This window comes from Pseudomonas japonica (assembly GCF_013522925.1).
GTDB classification, from domain to species: Bacteria; Pseudomonadota; Gammaproteobacteria; order Pseudomonadales; family Pseudomonadaceae; genus Aquipseudomonas; species Aquipseudomonas japonica_A.
The window spans coordinates 187,289-207,560 of sequence record NZ_JAAMQU010000005.1 but is presented as its reverse complement, the minus strand read 5'-3'; the positions used below and the strand labels follow the sequence as shown (position 1 = coordinate 207,560).

Genomic DNA, 20,272 nt, shown 5'->3' with positions numbered 1-20,272 from the left:
TGGCGCCTTCGGGCGCGTATTGAGTACACAGAGGCACTGACCCTTGGCACTGACGATTCTCGGGCTGTCCGGCGCCCTCAGCCACGACCCTTCCGCTGCGTTGTACATCGACGGCAAGCTGGTCGCGGCCGCCGAAGAAGAACGCTTCGTGCGGGACAAGCATGCCAAGAACCGCATGCCGTACGAGTCGGCGAAGTTCTGCCTGGAGCACGCCGGCATCAAACCTGCCGATGTGGACGTGGTAGCCATCCCGTTCGCGCCCATCAGCCTGTTCGGCAAGGCCCGCTGGCACTATGCCAAGCGTTACTGGTATGCCCCCGACCGCGCGCTTGACGCCCTGCTGATGGGCAACCGGCGCTACAAGCGTTACCGCAAGAAGATCGTATGGTGCCTGGAGCAACTGGGCTTCGATCCGAAAAAGATCAAGATCGAGCCGGTGGAGCACCATCTGGCTCACGCCTCCAGTGCCTACCACTGCTCGGGTTTCACCGAGAAAACCGCCATCCTCGGCATCGATGGGAAGGGTGAGTACGCCACCACCTTCTTCGGCTACGGCGAGAACGGCAAGATCCACAAGATCAAGGAATTCTTCGACCCGGATTCCCTGGGTGGGCTTTACGGCGCGATCACCGAGTTCCTCGGTTTCGAGATGCTGGACGGCGAGTTCAAGGTCATGGGCATGGCGCCGTACGGCGATGCCAGCAAGTATGATTTTTCCCGCCTGGCCAGCTTCGAGAATGGCGAACTGGTGATCAACACCGAGTACGCGAACGTGATCGGCCTGCGTCGCTACAAGGAAAACGGCAAGGGCTTCTATTTCTCGCCCAAGCTGATCGAGTGGCTGGGGCCCAAGCGTGAAGGCGATATCGCCGACGAGCCTTACATCCACTACGCCGCGAGCATGCAGGCCCTGTTCGAAAAGCTCGCGCTGCAGATGATCGATCATTACCTGGGCGATGTGCTGAAGGAAACCGGCAAGCTGGCCTTCGCCGGTGGCTGTGCGCTGAACGTGAAGCTGAACCAGAAAATCATCGCCCGCCCGGACGTGAAAGAGCTGTTCGTGCAGCCGGCGTCCGGCGATGCTGGCACCGCAGTTGGCGCGGCGGCGTATGTTTCCCATGCCCGTGGCGTGCCGGTGGAGAAGATGGAGCATGTTTACCTGGGCCCGTCGTACTCCAACGAGGATGTGATCGCGGCCTGTGCGCGCCATCCGAACAAGCCCAAGGGCCGCAAGCTGGAGAACATGCCCAGGGAAATCGCCCAGATCATGGTCGAGGGCAACCCTGTTGCCTGGTTCCAGGGGCGCATGGAGTTTGGCCCGCGCGCGCTGGGCGGCCGTTCGATCATCGGCTGCCCGAGCGTTCCCGGCGTAGCCGACCGCATCAACCATCAGATCAAGTTCCGCGAACGCTGGCGCCCATTCTGCCCGTCGATGCTCGACACCGTGGCGCCGCAGATGATCAAGGTGGACCACCCGGCGCCCTTCATGACCTTCACCTTCGAAGTGGCGGAAGAATGGAAAACCCGCGTACCGGAAGTGGTGCACGAGGATGGTACCTCGCGTGCCCAGGTGCTCAAGCGTGAATACAACCCACGCTACTACGACATGATGAAAGCGCTCGAAGAACTTACCGGCAATGGCGTGTCGCTCAACACGTCGCTCAATCGCCGGGGTGAACCGATGATCTGCTCGCCAACCGATGCCCTGAACATGTTCTACGGCTCGGACCTGCAGTACCTGATCATGGAAGACATCCTGATCACCAAGGACGGCGCGAGCCCTCATGACCCAGTCGCCTGAGCGGCGAGTGCTGCAGTTCTGCCACGGCTATGACGGGCCTTTCCTCGATTGCGCCCGTCAATACGCCCGCCTGTTCGCAGGCCGCGGCTTTGCAGTCACAACTGTGTTCCTCACCGGCCGTGCCGACCCCCAGGTGGCGGCGGGCTGTGAGTCGAGCGAAGTGCTCTTCATGGGGCTTTCTTCCCGTGACGTGCGTGGCCTGAAGCTGGGCGCGATTCGCCAGCTTCGGGCGATCGCCGCCTCGCGAAATTTCGAATTTTGCATCGCCCATCGTTTCAAGCCGATCTATGTCGCGTTGTTGGCCACCGCACTGCCGGTGCTGGGCGTTCATCACGCCTTCGGGGATTATCAGCGGCGCGGGCGGCGCCTGTTCGCTCAGATCTTCAAGCAGCGCCTGGCCCTGCTCGGCGTTTCCGACGCGGTTCGCGACGACATACGCCGTTGCCTGCCGGGTTGGCCAGCCGATCGCATCCAGACCCTTTACAATCGAGTGGACGTTTCCGCCCGCGAGCAGGCCCTGATGAGTGCCAGCCAGGCCCGTGAAGCATTGGGGTTGCCGGCGCAAGGCTGGATTGTCGGCAACGCCGGTCGCCTCCACCCCGACAAGGATCAGGCCACCCTGCTGCGCGGGTTTGCTCAGGCCCTGCCTCGCCTGCCGGAGCATGCTCGGCTGGTGATCATGGGCGAGGGCAGGCTGGAGGTCCCTCTCAAGCAGCTGGCCGTTGAACTGGGGATCGCCGACCGAGTTACCTTTTCCGGCCAGGTCCCGGGGGCTTCGCGCTATTTCCGCGCTTTCGACGTCTTCGTGCTCAGTTCTGATCATGAACCCTTTGGGATGGTGCTGCTGGAGGCGATGGTGGCGGGTGTGCCGGTGGTCGCCACGGCGTGCGGGGGCGCGCGCGAAGTGGTCGAAGGGGCCGGTCTACTCTTCCCCCTCGGGCACGCTGCTGCGCTTGCCGACTGCCTCGCCGAGGTCGCCAGCTATGGTGACGAATGCCGAGCGGCGCTGGTAACCGCCATGGCCGAGCAGGTGAAAGCGCGGTTCAGCGATGAGTCGGTGAGCAAGCTGTTCTGGCAGCTGCCCGCGGTGGCCTGGTTGAGCGCCCAGGCATGATATTGAACCGAGTCCGGCAATGGCGAGAGCGTGGGTGGGAAGCTATAGACGCTCCTGCCTATGCCGATGCGTGGGCGCGCTTCGGTGGAAGCGTGGCAACCCATCCCGTATTCGTGGAGCGGCTGGCCACCTTGGCCGACATTCCAGTCCGTTACCTGGGCTGGCGACGCAACGGTGAATTGTGCGCTGCGATCCCGACTTGGGGGCGACACCTGGCGTTATCCAAAGAAGTGCTCAAACGTCACGGAAAGAAAGGGCTGTTCGATTTGGGCAACGCCGAAATCATCCTGCCAGCTCAGGCCGGGATCTTGGCACCGCTGCGTCATCTGGGCCGTTATCTGGGCGAACCGAACGTCGGCCGCTTCCAAGGGTTATCGGAACAGGCAGAGGCGCTGGCCCTTGCGCGGGAGCCCGAAGCGCTTTCCAAGAAGTTTCGTTACAACCAACGCCGTGAACTGCGGTTGCTGGAAGAGGCGGGCGGTCAGGTGCGCGCCGTGAGCGACTTCGCCCCGGCCGAGTTCGCCGCGTTGTATTGCGACCTGTTCGAGCGCCGCTGGGGGTTTCCTGCGACCGGCGCCGCCCGCATGGCTGAGGTGCTGGCCCTGTTGCAAGAGTTCATGGTGGGGTCGGTGCTGCTGCTCAATGACGCGCCCATCGCCGTGCAACTGATCTTCCGCGTAGAAGCCCCAGAATGGGTCAGCGTGGAATACGTGAACGGCGGCGTGGACCCCCAGACCCGGGAGTTCAGCCCCGGAAGCGTGCTCAGTTTCCTTAATACTCAAGCGGCCTGGGAAGACGCCCGGGCCCTTGGTAAACCGCTGCGGTTTTCCTTTGGGCGCGCGGATAGAGAGTACAAGGCCCGCTGGTGCAACCCGGCACAGGTGTTCAAGGTATGAGCCGCAAGCAAGCCTTGCTCAAACGCCACCGGCGCAACAAGCGCGTTGCGCTGCTGGCCGGCGTGGTTGTGTTGGTGCTTGCCGGGGTGTTTCTGGCCTGGTGGGTGCCGATCCTGCTAGGGATGCTGGGCTGGATGGCGCATGAGGCTTGGTTCGCGGACCATCTGTTTTATTCGCCCCGGCAGGATTATCAGTACCGCTTTCCTGAGGGCGCCGGCCGGCTTGACACACTTTGGGAAGGCGGCACCCTGAGCCTGGGTGAGCCATTGCCAGGTACGCAGTGGACGGTCATTGCTCAAGTGAACGTGCGTAGCACCTGGCTGGGACGTTTCCTCGACCCCGTGATCGAGATCGACGCAGGCACCGACAAGCAGACGTTCGAGCGGGGCTGTGCTGGCTTGCGCTATCTGAACCTCTCTGCGCACGGCCCCAGCTTGGGCGAGGGTGTTCGATTGGCCGGCCGTTTTTGTCGAATCAGCGGTACACCGAAGCTATGGGCCTTCGCCCAGCCGGATTACCGCGAGCAACGGTTGATGATTATCGCCCCGCATGCCGATGACGCGGAGCTGGCAGCGTTCGGGCTGTACAGCCAGGCTCGGGACCGTTGGATCGTTACGCTTACCGCGGGCGAAATCGAAGCCGAGCATTACCAGGCCATGGGCCTTGGACGCGAAGACGCGGCGCGGCTCAAAGGTCGGTTGAGGGCCTGGGACAGCGTCACCGTGCCGCGTTGGGGAGGGGTGCCGGAATCGCGTTGCGTGCAGCTGGGCTATTTTTGCCTACAGCTTGAAGCCATGCGCGCCGCGCCGCAGGAAGCAGTAGCCTCCCGTGAGGCTGGGATGGCTGATACTCGGCTGTTCCGCCAGTTCAACCCTTTGGCGCTGCCAGGGGATGACGGCCGCCCTTGCTGGGATAACCTCATAGCCGACCTTCGCGCGCTCATCAGCCTCGCTCGGCCTGACGTCATCGTGCTTCCACATACAGCCCTCGATCCTCACCCCGACCATATTCAGGCGCACCATGCTGTTCGCGAGGCCTTGCAGGGGCTGGAATGGCAGCCTTCGGAATTTCTCGGCTACGCCAACCATTTGCATGACAACGATCGCTGGCCCATGGGTAGCGCTCACGACGGTGTGGCGCTGCCGCCGGCCTTTGACAGCGAGGCCATTGCCTGGCCGGTCAGCCTGCCAGTGGAGGCCGAGGCGCGCATGAACAAAGCCATGGCGCTGGGCATGATGCATGATTTGCAGCCGCCGTTGCCGTTCAAGCGACGGCTGCGCCGGGCTTTGCAGCGTGTGCTCGCCGCTCGCCGCTGGGCGGTGGAAGGCGAAAACGAATTCTTCCGCAAGGCGGTGCGGCGGCACGAACTTTTCTGGCGTCTCGATCCATGACAGATGGCGGCCGCTGGTGCTTCGAGAGATGTCTATGAACGTTTTGTTTCTAGTGCAGAAAGATCAACGCGCCATTCTTGATGAGCTGTATCAGGGCGTTGCTGCTCACTGTACGTGTGATCTGCGGTGGCTGGACAGCGCGGATCAGCGCAACCTGCGCGCGTGGTTCAAGCGAAACGTAGACGTTACCCGTTACGACCGCATCCTGTTTTTCCTGCGGTTCAAGCAGGAAATCCGGCAGGTATCGTTCATCCGCACGGTGCCCAACCTGGTGATTCTCGAGCATGACGCTTATCAGAACTACATCACCTGCAAGTACACCGGTAAATTCAGCGAGCATTACCGGCACCTGCCATGGGTGCGAGTGATCAGCTCAGGCGCTCAGGTTACCCGGCGGCTGCGCGAAGAGGGTGTGGATGCCCATTTTGTGCCCAAGGGTTACGACCATACGCTGGTCGGTGAATTGGGTCTGGTTCGGGACATCGAGCTGGGCTTCGTGGGCAGTCTGAAAAGCGTTGCCTACGCCCAACGCAAGGCGTTCCTGGAATCCCTCGCAGCGGTGGAAGACCTGTTGATCACGCGTACCGAATCAGGCGCCGAGTACAACCACATGCTTAACCGCATTCGCTTTTTTGTGAGCGCGGATGTGGGCATGGGTGAATACATGATCAAGAATTTCGAAGCCATGGCTGCAGGCTGTGTTCTGTTCGCCTACGACCAGGGGGAAGAAGAGAACGCCGCTCTGGGGTTCACCGACATGGGCAACGTGGTGCTTTACCGGGACCTGGCGCAATTGCGGGAGAAGCTTTCCATACTGCGTGAGCAGCCAGCGCTCGCCGCCAGGATCGCCGCCCAGGGGCAGGCATTGGTGCAAGGCCGCTATGGGTTCAACAGCATAGGCGCACAGGTCGTGGAGTGCATGCGCGCTCCGTTACGTCCCACGCCGGTACCTGGTCGGCTGGCCCGCTTGCGCAATGCGTTGGGAATCTGAGCACAGCTTAATGGAAGCGTTCGGCACGAAGATGGTATCTACCAAACAAGCGACGCATGCCGATGAACATTCTAGAGAGGCTAAGGGGTCGTTTTGCTAAGCCAGTCCTTCCAACGTTATTTCACTGCGCTGCTGGTGGCTTTCGTCCTGAGCTTTGTTGTTCAAGGTTCGGCGAAGTGGACCAATAACCTCTTCTACGCGTTCATTGCGCTACCTGGCCTGGTCGCGTTGATCCGTAACCGCGGCTTCGGCCTGTTCAAGCAGCCACTGGCTGTCGGATGGCTGGTATTCCTGGGATGGTGCCTGATACCGGCGATGCGGGAGGAGGGCATGCAGTTCTATAAACACATCGTTTATACCGGCCTGTTCGTGTTTATCGTCGCCGCCCTGGCGCAGGGGGAGTTTTTACACCGAGGCGAGGTGGCCCGGGCGCTGTTCTGGATCATCAGCCTGTATATCTACGTGTGTGCCGGCTATGCCTACCTTGAGCACGGCGTAGCGTTGGGCGCACGGGTGGACCTTTTGCCCGCACGCATGGAAAACGTGATCTACACCAGCATCTGGCTGGTCTGTGCGTTGGGATTGAGCTTGCCGGTCTGGACCCGCGAGCGCCGCCATGCGGAAATGGTAGCCGCGGCCGTGCTGTCATTCATTGCCGTGGCGTTCGTGTTGCAAACCCGTACGGGTATCGTCGGCGGCGTTTTCCTGGCCGGGATCTGGAGCCTGTACAGCATTTACCGCAGCCCGCGCGTCGGCGGTGCAGTGGTAGCGGTACTGGCGCTGGGCGTGGCGCTTACGCTGTGGTGCCTGTGGCACGAGCCATGGGTTGCTTCGTTGATAGGCCGGGGTGATTCATACCGAACCGACTTGTTCCGGATCATGACAGGCGAGTGGGAACGGTGCGGATGGCTGCTGGGTTGCGGGGTGAATTTCCACACCACGCAAACTCTGCCAGGGGGCATACCTATCCCTCACCCGCATAACATCTTCGTGTCGCTGGGGCTTTATACCGGGGGGGTATCGCTGGCGATCTTCCTTCCCCTGATGGCCGCAACCCTTTGGCAGGCCTGGCGGCAGCGCAGCCCCTGGGGCCTTTACCTGGCGGCCGCGCTGCTGATGCTCAACTTCGACGGCAGCAAGATCGTAGGCAACCCCGACGAGTTGTGGCTGCTGGTGCTGCTGCCAGCGGCGGTGATCCTTGGGGGTACCCTTTCCCGCGGGGTCAGGCCGCCGCCAGTGCCTCATTGACCGCCGCTGCGGGGCACACATGCTGCCCTGCCATATACCCGGTGACAAAGGCCTCGCTATCGGCACATAACCAGGCGCGATCCTGAGGGTAACGCAGCATATGCTTGAAGTTGCGCTCACGTAACGAGCGTTTGAGCGGGCGCCGATAGAGGCGCAAGTCTGCAATGTCGATCAGGCCCAGCTCACCTGTGGGGGTGAGCACTACGTTACCCAAGTGAGCGGAGCGGAAATACACGCCGTTTTCGTGCAGTTGCGCAATGAACTCGCCCAGTTGCGCCCGCAAGGGGGCATGAGCGGTGCCAGCCTCGATCAGCTGCCGCAATGTCACGCCGGGCAGGGGTGCGTAATGCACCGCGTCGCGCTCGATCTCGCCAATGCGATATACGGCGTTCACCTGCGGGCAGGGTATTCCCCTGGCCGCAAGGTGACGGCAGTTGTCGGCGAAGCGCCGGGCATAGGGATACCAGGCGGCCGAGGTCAGCAGCCGCTTGCGCCTGAACAGCTTGAGCATAGAGCCATCCTGGAGCCGCAGCACCTTGTCGCCCGAGCCATCGGCTTCCAATACCTTGGCCCCGTTTCTCAATGCCAGATAACGGCGGTGATCAAGCGCTTGCATCAATACTCCTGCATAGGCCCTCTGACGCGGGGCAGGCGCGTATGGTAGCGCACCCGGGCTGCATGATGGCCCCCTGTGCTACACTGCGCGGCTCTTTCAATACGATGATTTCTCATGAGCAACCCTGAGCCCTCCGCGCCCTCGAGCCTGAAGATCTATCTACGGCTGTTGTCTTACATGCGGCCGTACGTAGGCCTGTTCAGCTTGAGCATCGTCGGTTTCGTGGTGTTCGCCTCTACTCAGCCGATGCTGGCGGGCATTCTCAAGTACTTCGTCGATGGGCTGAACAACCCCCAGGCCGTGCTCTTTCCCACGGTGCCTTACCTGCGGGAGCTGCACCTCCTGCAAGCCGTACCTATATTGATCGTGCTGATCGCGGCCTGGCAGGGGCTGGGCTCGTATCTGGGCAACTATTTCCTGGCCAAGGTATCCCTTGGGCTGATCCACGACCTGCGCCTGGCACTGTTCGATAAGTTGCTCGTGCTGCCCAACCGGTACTACGACACGCATAACTCTGGCCACCTTATTTCACGCATCACCTTCAACGTCACGATGGTCACCGGTGCGGCCACCGACGCCATCAAGGTGGTCATTCGCGAGGGGCTGACTGTCGTATTCCTGTTCGGCTACCTCTTGATGATGAACTGGCGGCTGACGCTTGTGATGCTGGCCATTCTGCCGGTGATCGCCATCATGGTGAGCAGTACCAGCAAGAAATTCCGCAAGCAGAGCAAAAAGATACAAGTCGCCATGGGCGATGTAACCCATGTCGCCTCCGAGACCATCCAGGGCTACCGGGTGGTGCGCAGCTTCGGTGGCGAGCGCTACGAGGCCGAGCGCTTTCGCAAGGCGAGCCAGAGCAATACCGACAAGCAGCTGCGCATGACCAAGACCGGAGCGGTCTATACGCCGATGCTGCAGCTGGTGATCTACACCGCCATGGCCGTGTTGATGTTCCTGGTGCTTTGGCTGCGCGGAGACGCCAGCGCGGGGGATCTGATTGCCTACATTACCGCCGCCGGCCTGCTGCCCAAGCCCATCCGCCAGCTTTCGGAAGTAAGTTCGACCATTCAACGTGGCGTGGCGGGCGCCGAGAGTATTTTCGAGCAGCTCGACGTGGCTCCTGAGGTGGATACCGGGACCATCGAACGCGAGCAGGTCAGCGGCCGGCTGGAGGTTCGTGGGCTGAACTTCAAGTACCCGGACACCGATCGGCAGGTGCTGCGAGACATCAGCTTCACGGCAGAGCCCGGCCAGATGGTAGCGCTGGTCGGCCGCTCGGGCAGTGGTAAATCGACCCTCGCCAATCTGATTCCGCGCTTCTACCACCATGGGGACGGGGAGATCCTCCTGGATGGCGTTGAGGTGCAGGACTACCGGCTTCGCAACCTGCGCAAGCATATCGCTCAGGTGAACCAGCAGGTAACACTGTTCAATGACACCGTAGCGAACAACATTGCCTATGGCGACTTGTCGGGGGCGCCTCGAGAGCAGATCGAAGCTGCCGCGACTGACGCCTTCGCCCGGGATTTCATCGAGCAATTGCCCCAAGGGTTTGATACCGATGTCGGAGAAAACGGTGTTCTGCTATCTGGCGGTCAGCGCCAACGCCTGGCCATCGCCCGGGCACTGTTGAAAAACGCTCCGTTACTGATCCTCGATGAGGCCACCTCAGCCCTCGACACTGAATCGGAGCGGCACATCCAGGGCGCGCTGGACCATGTGATGAAGGGCAGGACCACACTAGTGATCGCCCATCGCCTGTCCACCATCGAAAAAGCCGACCTTATTCTGGTGATGGACCAGGGCCGCATCGTAGAGCGCGGAACGCATCAGGAACTGCTTGCCTTGAATGGTTTCTACGCCCGCCTTCATGCGATGGGTCTGGAAGAGCCTGGCAAAATGAACCTCGCTTGAGAGTGGGCTAGCCGACCAGCGTGAGGGATTGCCTCCCGCTGGCCGTGCGTACTGCTCCTGATACGCTAACGGACGAAGCGGTGATGTATCTTCAATGGCAGTTTGCTAGTGTCGGCTATAGCCGATACGGCACGGGCCGGGAGGGGATATTTTCCTGTTTTATAGTGAAGCGATTTCTACCTGCAAGCACCTCCGGCCGCCTGGCCCGCAACGAGCCCCTCAACCCTGCTTTATTGCGGGGGCCGGCGCGGCTTCCCGAGCCATTCCGCGCCAACCGCTGCTTGTTCATCAATGTGTTCGGCTGCGAGGGTGACGCTGTCCACGCCGCCTTGTTCGGCCACACCAATCCTGGCCACGTACCGCTGCGCTGGTACGAGCACAAGTTTCCAGAGCACTACGCCGGTGCTTTCAAATTCGCCTTTGTGCGCGACCCGGTAGAGCGGGCATACGTCGCCTGGGCGCGGTTGATGGAGGCACGCCTGTTTCAGGCTGCCGAAGCCTGTGAGGACATGGATGCGGATGAGGGCTTCGACGGGTTCGTGGCGCACACTCTGACGCCGGAGGTTCTGCGCACCTACCCCGAATTCGCCCCGCAGACAGACTTCCTGGTCGATGCCCAGGGCGTGCTTCGGCTCGACTTTATCGGCTACTACGAAACCCTGATGCGTGATTTTGGCTCATTACGGGATTTTCTCTGCATTCCCGCCGTACTGCCCTGGTCTGCTCCTGCTTACGAACGTACCCCGCAGCGGGTGCGCTATGCGGTTGGCCCGGCGGCCCGCAAGCGCCTGCGCCAATTGTATGCGCGGGACTACGCGCTGTTGGGCTACGACTGAGCCGCCGGGCACTGGGGCTCGGGCCACGCTCGGCCCTGTGATACTATCGCCGGCCTGTTAACTGTAGATGGGTTGGGCCATGAAGTTGTCGATGCCGCGTTTCGATCAAGCACCTGTCCTGGTGGTCGGTGATGTGATGCTCGACCGCTATTGGCATGGCGGCACTTCACGCATCTCCCCGGAGGCGCCCGTGCCGGTGGTGCGGGTAGAGCAGATCGAGGACCGCCCCGGCGGCGCTGCCAACGTTGCCCTGAACATCGCCGCCCTTGGCGCGCCTGCGTCGCTGGTTGGCGTTACCGGCGAGGACGAAGCCGCCGAAAGCCTTGCCGCGAGCCTGCGTGCCGCCGGGGTGAAGGCCAGTTTCCAGCGTATCGGCCACCAGCCCACCATCGTCAAGCTGCGGGTAATGAGTCGTCATCAGCAACTGCTGCGCATCGACTTCGAAGAGCCCTTTGCCACCGACCCGGTGCAATTGAGCAACGATGTAGAAGCATTGCTGGCGGGCGTGAAGGTGCTGGTGCTCTCTGATTACGGCAAGGGCGCGCTGCAGAACCACCAGGCGCTCATCGAAGCCGCCCGCAAGCGTGGCATCCCGGTATTGGCCGATCCCAAGGGGAAGGACTTCACCCGTTACCGCGGCGCGACCTTGATTACCCCCAACCTGAGCGAGTTCGAAGCCATCGTGGGCCGCTGCGCCGACGAAGCCGAACTGGTGGCCAAGGGCGCCACGCTGATGGCTGACCTGGAGCTGGGCGCCTTGCTGGTCACTCGCGGCGAGCATGGTATGACCTTGCTGCGCCCAGGCCACCCGGCGCTTCACCTGCCCGCCCGTGCCCGCGAAGTATTCGATGTGACGGGTGCCGGTGATACGGTGATTTCCACGCTGGCCGCTGCCATCGCCGCCGGAGAAGAGCTGCCCCATGCCGTGGCACTGGCCAACCTGGCGGCTGGCATCGTGGTCGGCAAGCTGGGTACCGCCGCCATCAGCGCACCGGAGCTGCGCCGGGCTATCTCTCGCGAGCAGGGCTCGGAGCGCGGCGTGCTCACGCTGGATCAGCTGCTGCTGGCCATTGATGATGCCCGTGCGCACAACGAGAAAATCGTGTTCACCAATGGCTGCTTCGACATTCTGCATGCCGGCCACGTGACCTACCTCGAACAAGCCCGGGCTCAGGGCGATCGGCTGGTGGTTGCCATCAACGATGACGCTTCGGTCGCCTGCCTGAAGGGGCCGGGCCGCCCGATCAACAGCGTGGACCGGCGTATGGCCGTGCTTGCCGGCCTTGGCGCGGTGGATTGGGTAGTGAGCTTCCCTGAAGACACGCCCGAGAACCTGCTGCGCCAGGTAAAGCCAGACGTACTGGTAAAAGGCGGCGACTATTCTGTAGACCAGGTAGTGGGTGCGGACATCGTCAAAGGGTATGGCGGAACCGTGCGGGTGCTGGGGTTAGTGGCAAACAGCTCCACCACCGCCATCGTCGAGAAGATCCGCAACCGCTGACCTTCAGCCTTTATCACCCCGGCCGAAGCGCGCCAGCCGAATAAGCGCCTTGGCCCGGGTGGTAATGCGCCGCAGCCGGGTTTTCGGCCTGGCTGGGGCATTCACCCCTTGGCGTGCCAGCCATTCCCGCCAGCGCACCCGCTCCTCGCGTACCACCCAGCCTTCCTGGCGGCCGAAACTTTCGGCCAGGTACAGGCCGCGGGTGGGCGCAGGCACCAGTTTGCCCTTGCGCAGGGTATAGAGCTCGGCCAGCGGCGCGCCGTTTTTCAGCGGGATGAGGTACAGGTCGGGCCGGCTGCGATTGAGCCGGGTCACCAGTTCGCCTTTCTCCAGCCGCTCGTCCACGTGATACAGGCTCAGCCCGCGAACCTCCTTGGGTATCTCCAGGCGCATGTCATACACCAGCTGCAACGAGGCAGTGGGCTGATGAACATAGGCGCGCGGGCGTTCGATCAAGGTCAGGCTGCCGCTGCGTACAGGCAGGGCATCGCCGTTGCAGGGGCGCAAGCTGAAGGGCGCGGTTTCCCGATAGCGCAGGGCAGGGCTGTAGGGGGCGGGTAGCCAGGTGTCCTTGAACCGCCCATTCAGCCAGCCCTCAGGCGTTTCGAGCAGGCATTCTTCGGCTATTTCCTGTACAGCGGTGTGCAGTGGGATATTGAGCTCGTGGGCCGGCACATACCCCGATATCAGCTTGAGCACCACATCGCCCCGGTCGATCCGCTGCTGGCGCACCAGTACCCAGTATTCCCGCCCTTCCCAGGCGAGGGTAAGGCGAACGGAGATGCCAAGGTTGGCCAACTCCAGGCGAAACCGCTGCGGATCCTCGATCGTCACGGGCTTGCGCTTTTCGAGGGTCTGGCTGAAGTTGATCGGCATGCCGGTGCCTTGGTAGGCCAGGCCATCAGGCCCGGCTTCGACCATCAGGGGCAGGGTCTTGAAGTTGCCTGGGTTGCTACGGCGAAGGGTGCGCGGCATGAAAATTCCTTATCGACGTGCCGCCCCACCTCAGCGCTTGCTCAGGACCGTGGCGGCGGTGGCCACGTTATGGGCCAGATGCACAGGATTGATGGTGCCGACTATCGCAGCGGTAACGCCGGGCTGCATGAACAGGGCCTCGAAGCTCGCCCGTACCGGGTCGATGCCCGGTTGCTGACACGCATGGCCGCTGGCCAAGGCTTTCTTGATCAGAATACCTTTGCCATGTGACGACGCGTATTCAATGACCGGCCGCTCCGCCTGTTCGTTCAGATTGTAGGTGACCATGGCACAATCGCCGATTTCCAGGGCCTTCAGGCCACCGGCAACGGTCTTGCCGGAAAAACCATAGGCGCGGATCTTCCCTTCCTGCTTCAGCCGGGCAAGGGTTTCATAGACATCGGTGTGCTCGAGAATGTGCAGGTCATTGCCGTCCGAGTGCACCATCACCAGGTCGATGCAGTCCGTTTCCAGCCGTTGCAGGCTGCGCTCTACCGAAAACCGCGTGTGCGCGGCGCTGAAGTCGAAGCGCGACTGGTTGTTCTCGAACTCTTCCCCCACCTTGCTCACGATCACCCATTGGTCACGCTGGCCGCGCAGCAACGGGCCCAGGCGGGTTTCGCTGTGGCCATAGGCGGGCGCCGTGTCCAGCAGGTTGATCCCCAGCCCCTGGGCCTGGCGGAGCAGGGCAGCAGCTTGCTGGTCATCCGGGATGGTGAAGCCGTTGGGATACTTCACGCCCTGATCGCGGCCGAACTTCACGGTGCCCAGGCCCAGCGGCGAAACCATCAGGCCAGTGGAGCCCAGCGGCCGTTGCAAACCGTGCAGCGTAGGCAGGCTCATGGCAGCACCGCCCAGGCGGGTACGCCCAGCGGGGGCTGTGGCAGCTCTGGCAGGCCGGGGGTGGAAATGGGTTGCAGGCCGTCGTGGGCGAGGGCGGCGATCACCCGGTCGGCGAAGTCCGGGGCCAGCGCCAGCTTGGTGGGCCAACCCACCAGCAGCGGGCCTTCTGCCGCGAGGAAGGCATTGTCTGGGCGCACAAGCCCGGACTGTGCCGGCTCGGCGCGGTCCACACGCAGCGTGGCCCAGTGCACATCGGTGAGGTCTACCCACGGCAGCAACTGGCTCACTTCGTGACGCGCCGCGGCGATCTGTTGCGCCTCGTCCCGGGCCACGCCTTCGGCTTCGGCCAGGTCGCCACCGAGGTACCAGACCCATTGCCCGTCCGGCGCCGGGTGCGTGGTCACGGTCATGCGAGGCTTGGGCCCGCCACCCAGGCAGTGGGCATACAGCGGTTTGAGTGCGGCCCCCTTGGCCATCACCATGTGCAGCGGGCGGCGTTGCATGGCAGGCTGTTTTATCCCCAAGGCGGTGAGCAGGGCCTCGTTGCCCGCGCCTGCGCTGAGCACGATGCGCTGTGCACGTATTTCCCGGCCATCCACCAACAGCCCCACAGGGCGGCCATTTTCGGTCAGTGGTTCGATATGCCCGGCGGCCAGCAGGCTGCCATCGGCGAGTTCACCCAGGCGCTGTACCAGGCTGGGCACATCCACTACCAGCTCGGCCAGGCGGTACACCTTGCCTTTGAACGCCGGGTTCTGCAGAGCGGGCGGTAGCTGATCACCCTTTACGGCATCCACGCGGCCACGTACGGCCTTGCTGGCGAAAAAGCTGGTGAGGTTGCCGGCCAAGGTGCCGGGCGACCACAGGTAATGCGCTTCGGAGAGCAGGCGCACGCCGCGCAGGTCCAGCTCGCCGGTGCCGGCCAGGGCTTCGCGCCAGCGGCGTGGCATGTCGGCGATGGCTTCGGAGGCGCCAGTGAGCGCACCGTGCAAGGCGTATTTGGCGCCGCCGTGGATGATGCCCTGGGACTTCAAGGTTTGGCCGCCGCCCAGGCTGCCTTGCTCCACCAATACGGTGGACCAGCCAGCCCGGCGCAGGCGCGCGTTCAGCCATAGGCCCGCGACGCCAGCGCCAACGATCAGCACATCAGTGGAAATAGGGGTGGGCATTGGGTACCTCGGTGCGCCAGACAGGCGCCCAGTATACCTGACAGGCTTTCCCGGGGCGGTTACCGCGCTTCAGTGCCCTGCCGTGCGCGAGAACAGCTGGATCACCACCACACCGGCCACGATCAGCGCCATGCCCGCCATGGCAGGTACGTCCAGCCGCTGCCCATAGATGAACAACGCCGCGATGCTCACCATCACGATCCCCATGCCCGCCCAGATCGCATAGGCGATCCCCACCGGAATGCTGCGCACCACCAGGGTCAGCATAAAGAAGGCAATGCCATAGCCCACGATCACCAACACCAGCGGCAGCGGCGTGCTAAAGCCCTTCACGGCCTTCATCGAAACGGTGGCGATCACTTCGGCGCAGATGGCGATGGCAAGGTAGTAATAGGCGGTCATGGGATGTCCTTGTTTGTTTTGGGGCATTCTAGAGACCTGCTAGATGCAGTGATAGCCGCTTGGCACTGTATGTCGCGGGCTGGATTGCCGACAGCCCTCCCGTGAGTGTATAAGTGCATAAACACCTATCTGGAGGTATCTCATGAATACTGTGCGTTGGAATGTGGCGGTCTCGGCTGATACGGACCAATCCTTACGTATGTTTCTCGCTAGCCAAGGCGGCGGGCGCAAGGGTGACTTATCGAAGTTCATTGAGGAGGCAGTACAGGCGCACATTCTGGAGCTCAGTGCAAAGCAAGCCAAAACGGCGAATAGCCATTTGAGCGAGGCAGATATCGACGAAGCAGTAGAAGAAGCGCTTACGTGGGCACGTGGTCACTGATGCGGGTTGTGTTGGATACCAATATTCTGTTCAGTGCTTTGATCTCGCCTCGTGGTGCCCCGGACACGATTTATCGAGCGTGGCGCGACGCCAGGTTTGAAGTAGTGACCTCTCGCGTCCAGCTCGATGAGATTCGACGAGCCAGTCGCTATCCCAAGCTCCAGGCCATACTCCACCCTGCCAAGGTGGGCACCATGATCAACAACCTGCAACGGGCCGTGGTGCTGGAGCGTTTGACAACGGAGGCAGAGGCGGCCGATCCGGATGACGCATTTCTGCTTTCAATGGCGATTGAAGGAATGGCTGATTATCTCGTAACTGGTGATCGCCGGGCGGGGTTGCTGCAACGAGGCCACATAGGCCGGGCCCGCATCGTTACTGCCCTTACATTCTGCAAAGAAGCGCTGTAACCCCTCCCCTCCAAATGTATCAATCCGCAAATAAGATGCTATGGATTTGCGGATGTTATTGAGATTGATTACCATCCGAGCGCCTTGGCGATGCAGCGTACTGCGTCGCCAGGGGGATTGCATGCTGCCACTACTCTTGGCTGGCCGGCCTGACCATAGACGGGTTGGACGCTGCCCGCAGCGCCGCCGGGGCTGAACGCTCCGTGCAAGGCCCGCGCGCCGGCTTGCTTTACCGTTCGGAATACAAAGGACAATCGATGAACGTTCACCGGGGAATCACGCACTTATTCACAGGCAGCCGCCCGCAGCGCCTGCTGCTGGCCAGTTTGCTGGTACCGTTTCCGCTGAGTGCCTTGGCCGAAACCGTTACCCTGCAAGCGCCTGCCGTGGAGTTGGACACGCTCACCGTAGAGGGCAACCGGCTGTACGACATGCCGCCCTCCGAGCAGACCGGCGGCTATACCACCGAATCCGCCACCGTGGGCACCAAAACCCCGGCCGCCCTGCGTGACATTCCCCAGTCCACCACCAGCTACACCAACGAATACATCCGCGACCGGCAGTTCGTGCACCTGGACGACCTGGCCAAGTACACCGCCGGCCTGCGCGTGCTCACCAACGACAGCGGGCGTTCGTCGATCTATGCCCGCGGCTACGAGTATGATGAATTCAATATCGACGGCCTGCCGGCGCCCATGGCCAGTATCTTCGGCACCGTCCCGTCGCTGGTGGCGTTCGACCGGGTAGAAGTGATGCGTGGCCCGTCGGGGCTGTTCAACAGCACCAGCGAACTGGGCGGCGTGGTGAACATGGTTCGCAAGCGCCCCACCGCCGAGTTCCAGGGCCACGTGGAAGCGCGCTATGGCACCTGGGACCAGAATTACCAAGAGGTGGACGTGTCCGGTCCGCTGGATGAAGCCGGGCGCGTGCGTGGGCGCTTTATCGCCTCGCGCTCGGACACCAATGGCGAAGTCGATTACAACGCCAACACCAGCAATACCTACTACGGTGCGCTGGATGTCGACCTGAACGACAGCACCCAAGTCTCGTTCGGCCTGCTGCATGAAGTGAAGAACATCACCCCCAACAACGGCTACCCAACCGACGCGAAGGGTAACTTGCTGGACTTCAGCCAGTCGAAATTCTTCGGCGCCGACTGGAACTACTTCGACGGCAAGACCACCGACCTCACCGCCGAGCTGACGCACCGCTTCGACAACGGCGGCTACGGGCGTATTGCCCTGCGCGGGTCGCAGCGCGAAACCAACTACATGTATGCCTTTACCGGGGCGGCAGTTCAGGCCAACGGCAATACCACCCTGCGCGCCAGCAACCGCGACTTCGAGCAGGATGCGTTCTCGATGGACGCCAGCTACAGCCAGCCGTTCGCGGCGCTGGGGCAGGTGAGCGAGTTCGTGGTGGGTACCGACTACAAGCACTACAACACCACCTACAAGGACGGCAGCAAGGTCTTTGGCACGATCAACGTCAATACCTACGACCCGACGGATATTGCCAAGCCGGCCAAGTTCTATACCACTCAGGTCGATACCGACGAGCAGGAGCTGGGCCTGTACTCGAAGGTCACCTTCCGGCCGATTGCCCGCCTCGCCTTGATCGGTGGCGCGCGCCTGAGCAGCTATCGTGGCGAGGGTTACACCACCACGCTGGCCAGCGGCGCCAAAACCGGCAGCGACCGCGACGTCAACGGCCACGTTACCCCTTACGGCGGCATGGTCTTCGACCTGGACGAGCACCATTCCCTGTATGCCAGCTACTCGCAAGTGTTCAAGCCGCAATCCAACGTTGGCCAGAACGGGAAGCTCATCAAGCCCCATGAGGGCGAGCAGTTCGAAGTGGGGATCAAGGGCAGCTACTTCGACGGCGGCCTGAACGCACGCGTGTCGGCCTTCCAGCTGAACGACAAGAACCGCGCGGTGAACCCGGTCGACGCTAATGGCACCAGCATCACCAGCTATTACGTGGCAGGGGGCAAATCCCGCATCCGCGGCGCCGAGTTCGAAGTGAGCGGCAACCTCACCCCCAACTGGGATGTGCTGGCCGGCTACACCTACATGAAGACCGAGAGCCTGGAAGGCGCACCCAACACCACCTTCATGACGATGCCGCGGCACCAGGCCTCGCTGTGGACCAAGTACACCCTCGATGCTGGCCTGCTCTCGGGCCTGAGCGTGGGTGGGGGTATCACCGGGATGAGCGACTTCTACATGGAAAGCAACAACACCAAGGTGGCCGCCCCAGGCTATGCCACCGTGGATGCCAAGTTGTCCTACCCGGTCACCAAGCAGCTCACCGCCACCCTGGACGTGAACAACCTGTTCGACCGCGAGTACTACTCGCGCGTGGGGTCGGTCTCCACGTTCAACTTCACCGGGCCTTCTCGTAGCATGACCGTAGGCGCCCGCTACGACTTCTGATCGCCCCCGGGCCGCTGCCAGCACCTTAGCCGGCAGTGGCCACGCCTGGAACGAGCTGATGCCAAACGCGATACGCAGCCCTGTGCTGCAACGCAGCGACACCGGAACCGAGCAGTGGTGGCAAGCCATTGCCGCGCAGGGTACGCCGTTGATCGAAGCGGCGAGCCCTGGCCACTGCCGGCTCACTTTTTTATGGCGCGACCCACAAGGGTTGGCTGAACACTCCACTACCCAACGGGTGTGGATCAACATCACCGGCGTGACCGATCACCACCAGGCAAAAGGCCCGCAAAGCCTCGAGCGGCTGGCCGGCACGGACGTGTGGCATTTCGAGATTGAGCTGGCCGATACCTGGCGCGGCAGCTACAGCCTGATACCCAGCCAAAACGCCAACGGCCCGGGCGAGGGGCGCGAAGCACTGCGTAGCTGGTGGAAAACCCGTTTTGCCGCCGCCCGCCGAGACCCCCTCAACCGCCAACGGGGCTGGACAGGCCAACGCGGGATCGAAGTGTCCACCGCGCAGTTGCCCGATGCGCCACCGCAGCGCGCCTGGGCGGCGTTTGACCGTGGCGACCTGTGGCCGGCGCCGGGCTTCCCTGAGCTGCACCGCCTTGAATGGAACAGCGCACGGCTGGGCAATCAACGCCAGGTTTGGATTGGTGGCACTGGCGCAGCGGGAGATGCGCGTCGGCCTTTGGCAATGCTGCTGGATGGGCGGTTCTGGGCCGAGACGGTGCCCGTGGGCCCGGCGTTGAGCCAGCTGACCGCCGCAGGTGAGCTTCCTGGCGCCGTTTACGTGTTGATCGACAACATCGACAGTGCCCACCGCGCCCGTGAACTCACCTGTAATCCCGACTTCTGGATAGCCGTGCAAGAAGAATTGCTGCCGCTGGTACGCCAGTGTGCCGCGTTCAGCGAGGCGGCGGGCAGCACCGTTGTCGCGGGCCAGAGCTTCGGCGGGTTGTCGGCACTGTATGCCGGCCTGCATTGGCCTGAACGGTTCGGCTGTGTGCTGAGTCAGTCTGGTTCGTATTGGTGGCCACGGCGCCCGGCTGAACACGCGGGAGCGCCGGGCGGCTGGCTCATCGAGCAGATCGAACAAGGGCTGGGCGCAGGCGCCGGCCTCAAGCTGTACCTGGAAGCCGGCACCCGCGAGCCATTGATCCAGGCTGCTCATCAGCAGTTGCTGCCCCTGTTGGCGAAGCGGGGCTGGGCCCACGTCTGGCGGCCGGTAGATGGCGGCCATGATGCCCTGTGCTGGCGTGGCGGGCTGCTCGATGGGCTTGCCGCGCTGTGGGCGGATATGCCCCGCTAGCTGCATTTGTTTTTGACTTGGAAAAGG

18 protein-coding genes are annotated in these 20,272 nt (G+C 62.5%); 13 read left to right on the top strand and 5 right to left on the bottom strand.

The genetic code is table 11. From position 1 onward, the window contains the following. The first annotated feature begins 43 nt into the window (after positions 1-43). From G7016_RS10070 to G7016_RS10045, 6 genes are all read left to right on the top strand, one after another. Positions 44-1,801: a carbamoyltransferase family protein gene (locus G7016_RS10070; RefSeq protein WP_181113571.1), complete on the top strand. Its 1,758-nt coding sequence runs from the start codon at positions 44-46 to the stop codon at positions 1,799-1,801. After that, positions 1,785-2,915 (top strand): glycosyltransferase, encoded by a 1,131-nt coding sequence (locus G7016_RS10065; RefSeq protein ID WP_181113568.1) that lies wholly within the window; start codon positions 1,785-1,787, stop codon positions 2,913-2,915. The genes G7016_RS10070 and G7016_RS10065 overlap by 17 nt, the downstream gene beginning before the upstream one ends. Next, entirely contained in the window at positions 2,915-3,811 is an 897-nt protein-coding gene (locus G7016_RS10060) for a GNAT family N-acetyltransferase (RefSeq protein ID WP_181113977.1), read from the top strand. Before G7016_RS10065 ends, G7016_RS10060 begins: the two co-directional genes overlap by 1 nt. After that, on the top strand, positions 3,808-5,202 hold the full coding sequence (locus G7016_RS10055; RefSeq protein WP_181113565.1) for a PIG-L deacetylase family protein: 1,395 nt from the start codon (positions 3,808-3,810) through the stop codon (positions 5,200-5,202). The genes G7016_RS10060 and G7016_RS10055 overlap by 4 nt, the downstream gene beginning before the upstream one ends. A 34-nt stretch (positions 5,203-5,236) precedes the next feature. Then, complete coding sequence (locus G7016_RS10050) at positions 5,237-6,193, top strand: glycosyltransferase family protein (protein ID WP_181113562.1); 957 nt, start codon at positions 5,237-5,239, stop codon at positions 6,191-6,193. 93 nt (positions 6,194-6,286) lie between these two features. Continuing rightward, positions 6,287-7,441, top strand: coding sequence for an O-antigen ligase family protein (locus G7016_RS10045; protein ID WP_181113559.1), 1,155 nt, complete (start codon positions 6,287-6,289; stop codon positions 7,439-7,441). Here the strand turns inward: G7016_RS10045 and G7016_RS10040 are convergent. Further along, complete coding sequence (locus G7016_RS10040; protein WP_181113556.1) at positions 7,416-8,057, bottom strand: lipopolysaccharide kinase InaA family protein; 642 nt, start codon at positions 8,055-8,057, stop codon at positions 7,416-7,418. The two genes, G7016_RS10045 and G7016_RS10040, sit on opposite strands and share 26 nt — an antisense overlap. A gap of 114 nt (positions 8,058-8,171) precedes the next feature. On the opposite strand from G7016_RS10040, the gene msbA reads away from it, so the two are divergent. The 3 genes from msbA (at position 8,172) to hldE (ending at position 12,311) form a co-directional block, all read left to right on the top strand. Next, a complete protein-coding gene (gene msbA, locus G7016_RS10035; protein WP_181113552.1) occupies positions 8,172-9,974 on the top strand; it encodes a lipid A export permease/ATP-binding protein MsbA in 1,803 nt (600 codons plus the stop codon). A 164-nt stretch (positions 9,975-10,138) separates the two neighbouring features. Further along, complete coding sequence (locus G7016_RS10030) at positions 10,139-10,810, top strand: sulfotransferase family 2 domain-containing protein (RefSeq protein ID WP_181113549.1); 672 nt, start codon at positions 10,139-10,141, stop codon at positions 10,808-10,810. A 79-nt stretch (positions 10,811-10,889) separates the two neighbouring features. Further along, positions 10,890-12,311, top strand: a complete 1,422-nt coding sequence (gene hldE / locus G7016_RS10025; RefSeq protein WP_181113546.1) for a bifunctional D-glycero-beta-D-manno-heptose-7-phosphate kinase/D-glycero-beta-D-manno-heptose 1-phosphate adenylyltransferase HldE — start codon at positions 10,890-10,892, stop codon at positions 12,309-12,311. 3 nt (positions 12,312-12,314) lie between these two features. Here hldE and G7016_RS10020 read toward each other — a convergent pair whose 3' ends face one another. From G7016_RS10020 to G7016_RS10005, 4 genes are all read right to left on the bottom strand, one after another. Next, the gene (locus G7016_RS10020; RefSeq protein WP_181113544.1) at positions 12,315-13,286 is read right to left on the bottom strand and encodes a metal ABC transporter ATPase; all 972 of its coding nucleotides are present in this window, start codon (positions 13,284-13,286) and stop codon (positions 12,315-12,317) included. A 30-nt stretch (positions 13,287-13,316) separates the two neighbouring features. Continuing rightward, positions 13,317-14,129, bottom strand: a complete 813-nt coding sequence (locus G7016_RS10015; protein ID WP_181113542.1) for an aldo/keto reductase — start codon at positions 14,127-14,129, stop codon at positions 13,317-13,319. Beyond that, the gene (locus tag G7016_RS10010) at positions 14,126-15,298 is read right to left on the bottom strand and encodes an NAD(P)/FAD-dependent oxidoreductase (protein ID WP_181113540.1); all 1,173 of its coding nucleotides are present in this window, start codon (positions 15,296-15,298) and stop codon (positions 14,126-14,128) included. The genes G7016_RS10015 and G7016_RS10010 overlap by 4 nt, the downstream gene beginning before the upstream one ends. 69 nt (positions 15,299-15,367) lie before the next feature. After that, the gene (locus G7016_RS10005) at positions 15,368-15,700 is read right to left on the bottom strand and encodes a DMT family transporter (protein WP_181113538.1); all 333 of its coding nucleotides are present in this window, start codon (positions 15,698-15,700) and stop codon (positions 15,368-15,370) included. Positions 15,701-15,842: 142 nt separating this feature from the next. Between G7016_RS10005 and G7016_RS10000 the strand changes: the two genes are divergently transcribed. From G7016_RS10000 to fes, 4 genes are all read left to right on the top strand, one after another. Further along, on the top strand, positions 15,843-16,082 hold the full coding sequence (locus G7016_RS10000) for a ribbon-helix-helix domain-containing protein (protein ID WP_181113536.1): 240 nt from the start codon (positions 15,843-15,845) through the stop codon (positions 16,080-16,082). After that, on the top strand, positions 16,082-16,492 hold the full coding sequence (locus G7016_RS09995) for a putative toxin-antitoxin system toxin component, PIN family (protein ID WP_181113534.1): 411 nt from the start codon (positions 16,082-16,084) through the stop codon (positions 16,490-16,492). Before G7016_RS10000 ends, G7016_RS09995 begins: the two co-directional genes overlap by 1 nt. A 257-nt stretch (positions 16,493-16,749) precedes the next feature. Then, a complete protein-coding gene (locus G7016_RS09990) occupies positions 16,750-18,930 on the top strand; it encodes a TonB-dependent siderophore receptor (RefSeq protein ID WP_181113532.1) in 2,181 nt (726 codons plus the stop codon). 58 nt (positions 18,931-18,988) lie between these two features. Next, positions 18,989-20,245, top strand: coding sequence for an enterochelin esterase (fes, locus tag G7016_RS09985; RefSeq protein WP_181113530.1), 1,257 nt, complete (start codon positions 18,989-18,991; stop codon positions 20,243-20,245). Positions 20,246-20,272 lie beyond the last annotated feature (27 nt).

Bases quoted from the DNA above. Each gene is read 5' to 3' on its own strand.
- fes (WP_181113530.1), top strand. From the start codon at position 18,989: ATGCCAAACGCGATACGCAGCCCTGTGCTGCAACGCAGCGACACCGGA.
- G7016_RS10000 (WP_181113536.1), top strand. From the start codon at position 15,843: ATGAATACTGTGCGTTGGAATGTGGCGGTCTCGGCTGATACGGACCAA.
- G7016_RS10020 (WP_181113544.1), bottom strand. From the start codon at position 13,286: ATGCCGCGCACCCTTCGCCGTAGCAACCCAGGCAACTTCAAGACCCTG.
- G7016_RS09990 (WP_181113532.1), top strand. From the start codon at position 16,750: ATGAACGTTCACCGGGGAATCACGCACTTATTCACAGGCAGCCGCCCG.
- G7016_RS09995 (WP_181113534.1), top strand. From the start codon at position 16,082: ATGCGGGTTGTGTTGGATACCAATATTCTGTTCAGTGCTTTGATCTCG.
- G7016_RS10040 (WP_181113556.1), bottom strand. From the start codon at position 8,057: ATGCAAGCGCTTGATCACCGCCGTTATCTGGCATTGAGAAACGGGGCC.
- G7016_RS10005 (WP_181113538.1), bottom strand. From the start codon at position 15,700: ATGACCGCCTATTACTACCTTGCCATCGCCATCTGCGCCGAAGTGATC.
- G7016_RS10055 (WP_181113565.1), top strand. From the start codon at position 3,808: ATGAGCCGCAAGCAAGCCTTGCTCAAACGCCACCGGCGCAACAAGCGC.
- G7016_RS10065 (WP_181113568.1), top strand. From the start codon at position 1,785: ATGACCCAGTCGCCTGAGCGGCGAGTGCTGCAGTTCTGCCACGGCTAT.
- G7016_RS10010 (WP_181113540.1), bottom strand. From the start codon at position 15,298: ATGCCCACCCCTATTTCCACTGATGTGCTGATCGTTGGCGCTGGCGTC.
- hldE (WP_181113546.1), top strand. From the start codon at position 10,890: ATGAAGTTGTCGATGCCGCGTTTCGATCAAGCACCTGTCCTGGTGGTC.
- G7016_RS10015 (WP_181113542.1), bottom strand. From the start codon at position 14,129: ATGAGCCTGCCTACGCTGCACGGTTTGCAACGGCCGCTGGGCTCCACT.
- G7016_RS10050 (WP_181113562.1), top strand. From the start codon at position 5,237: ATGAACGTTTTGTTTCTAGTGCAGAAAGATCAACGCGCCATTCTTGAT.
- msbA (WP_181113552.1), top strand. From the start codon at position 8,172: ATGAGCAACCCTGAGCCCTCCGCGCCCTCGAGCCTGAAGATCTATCTA.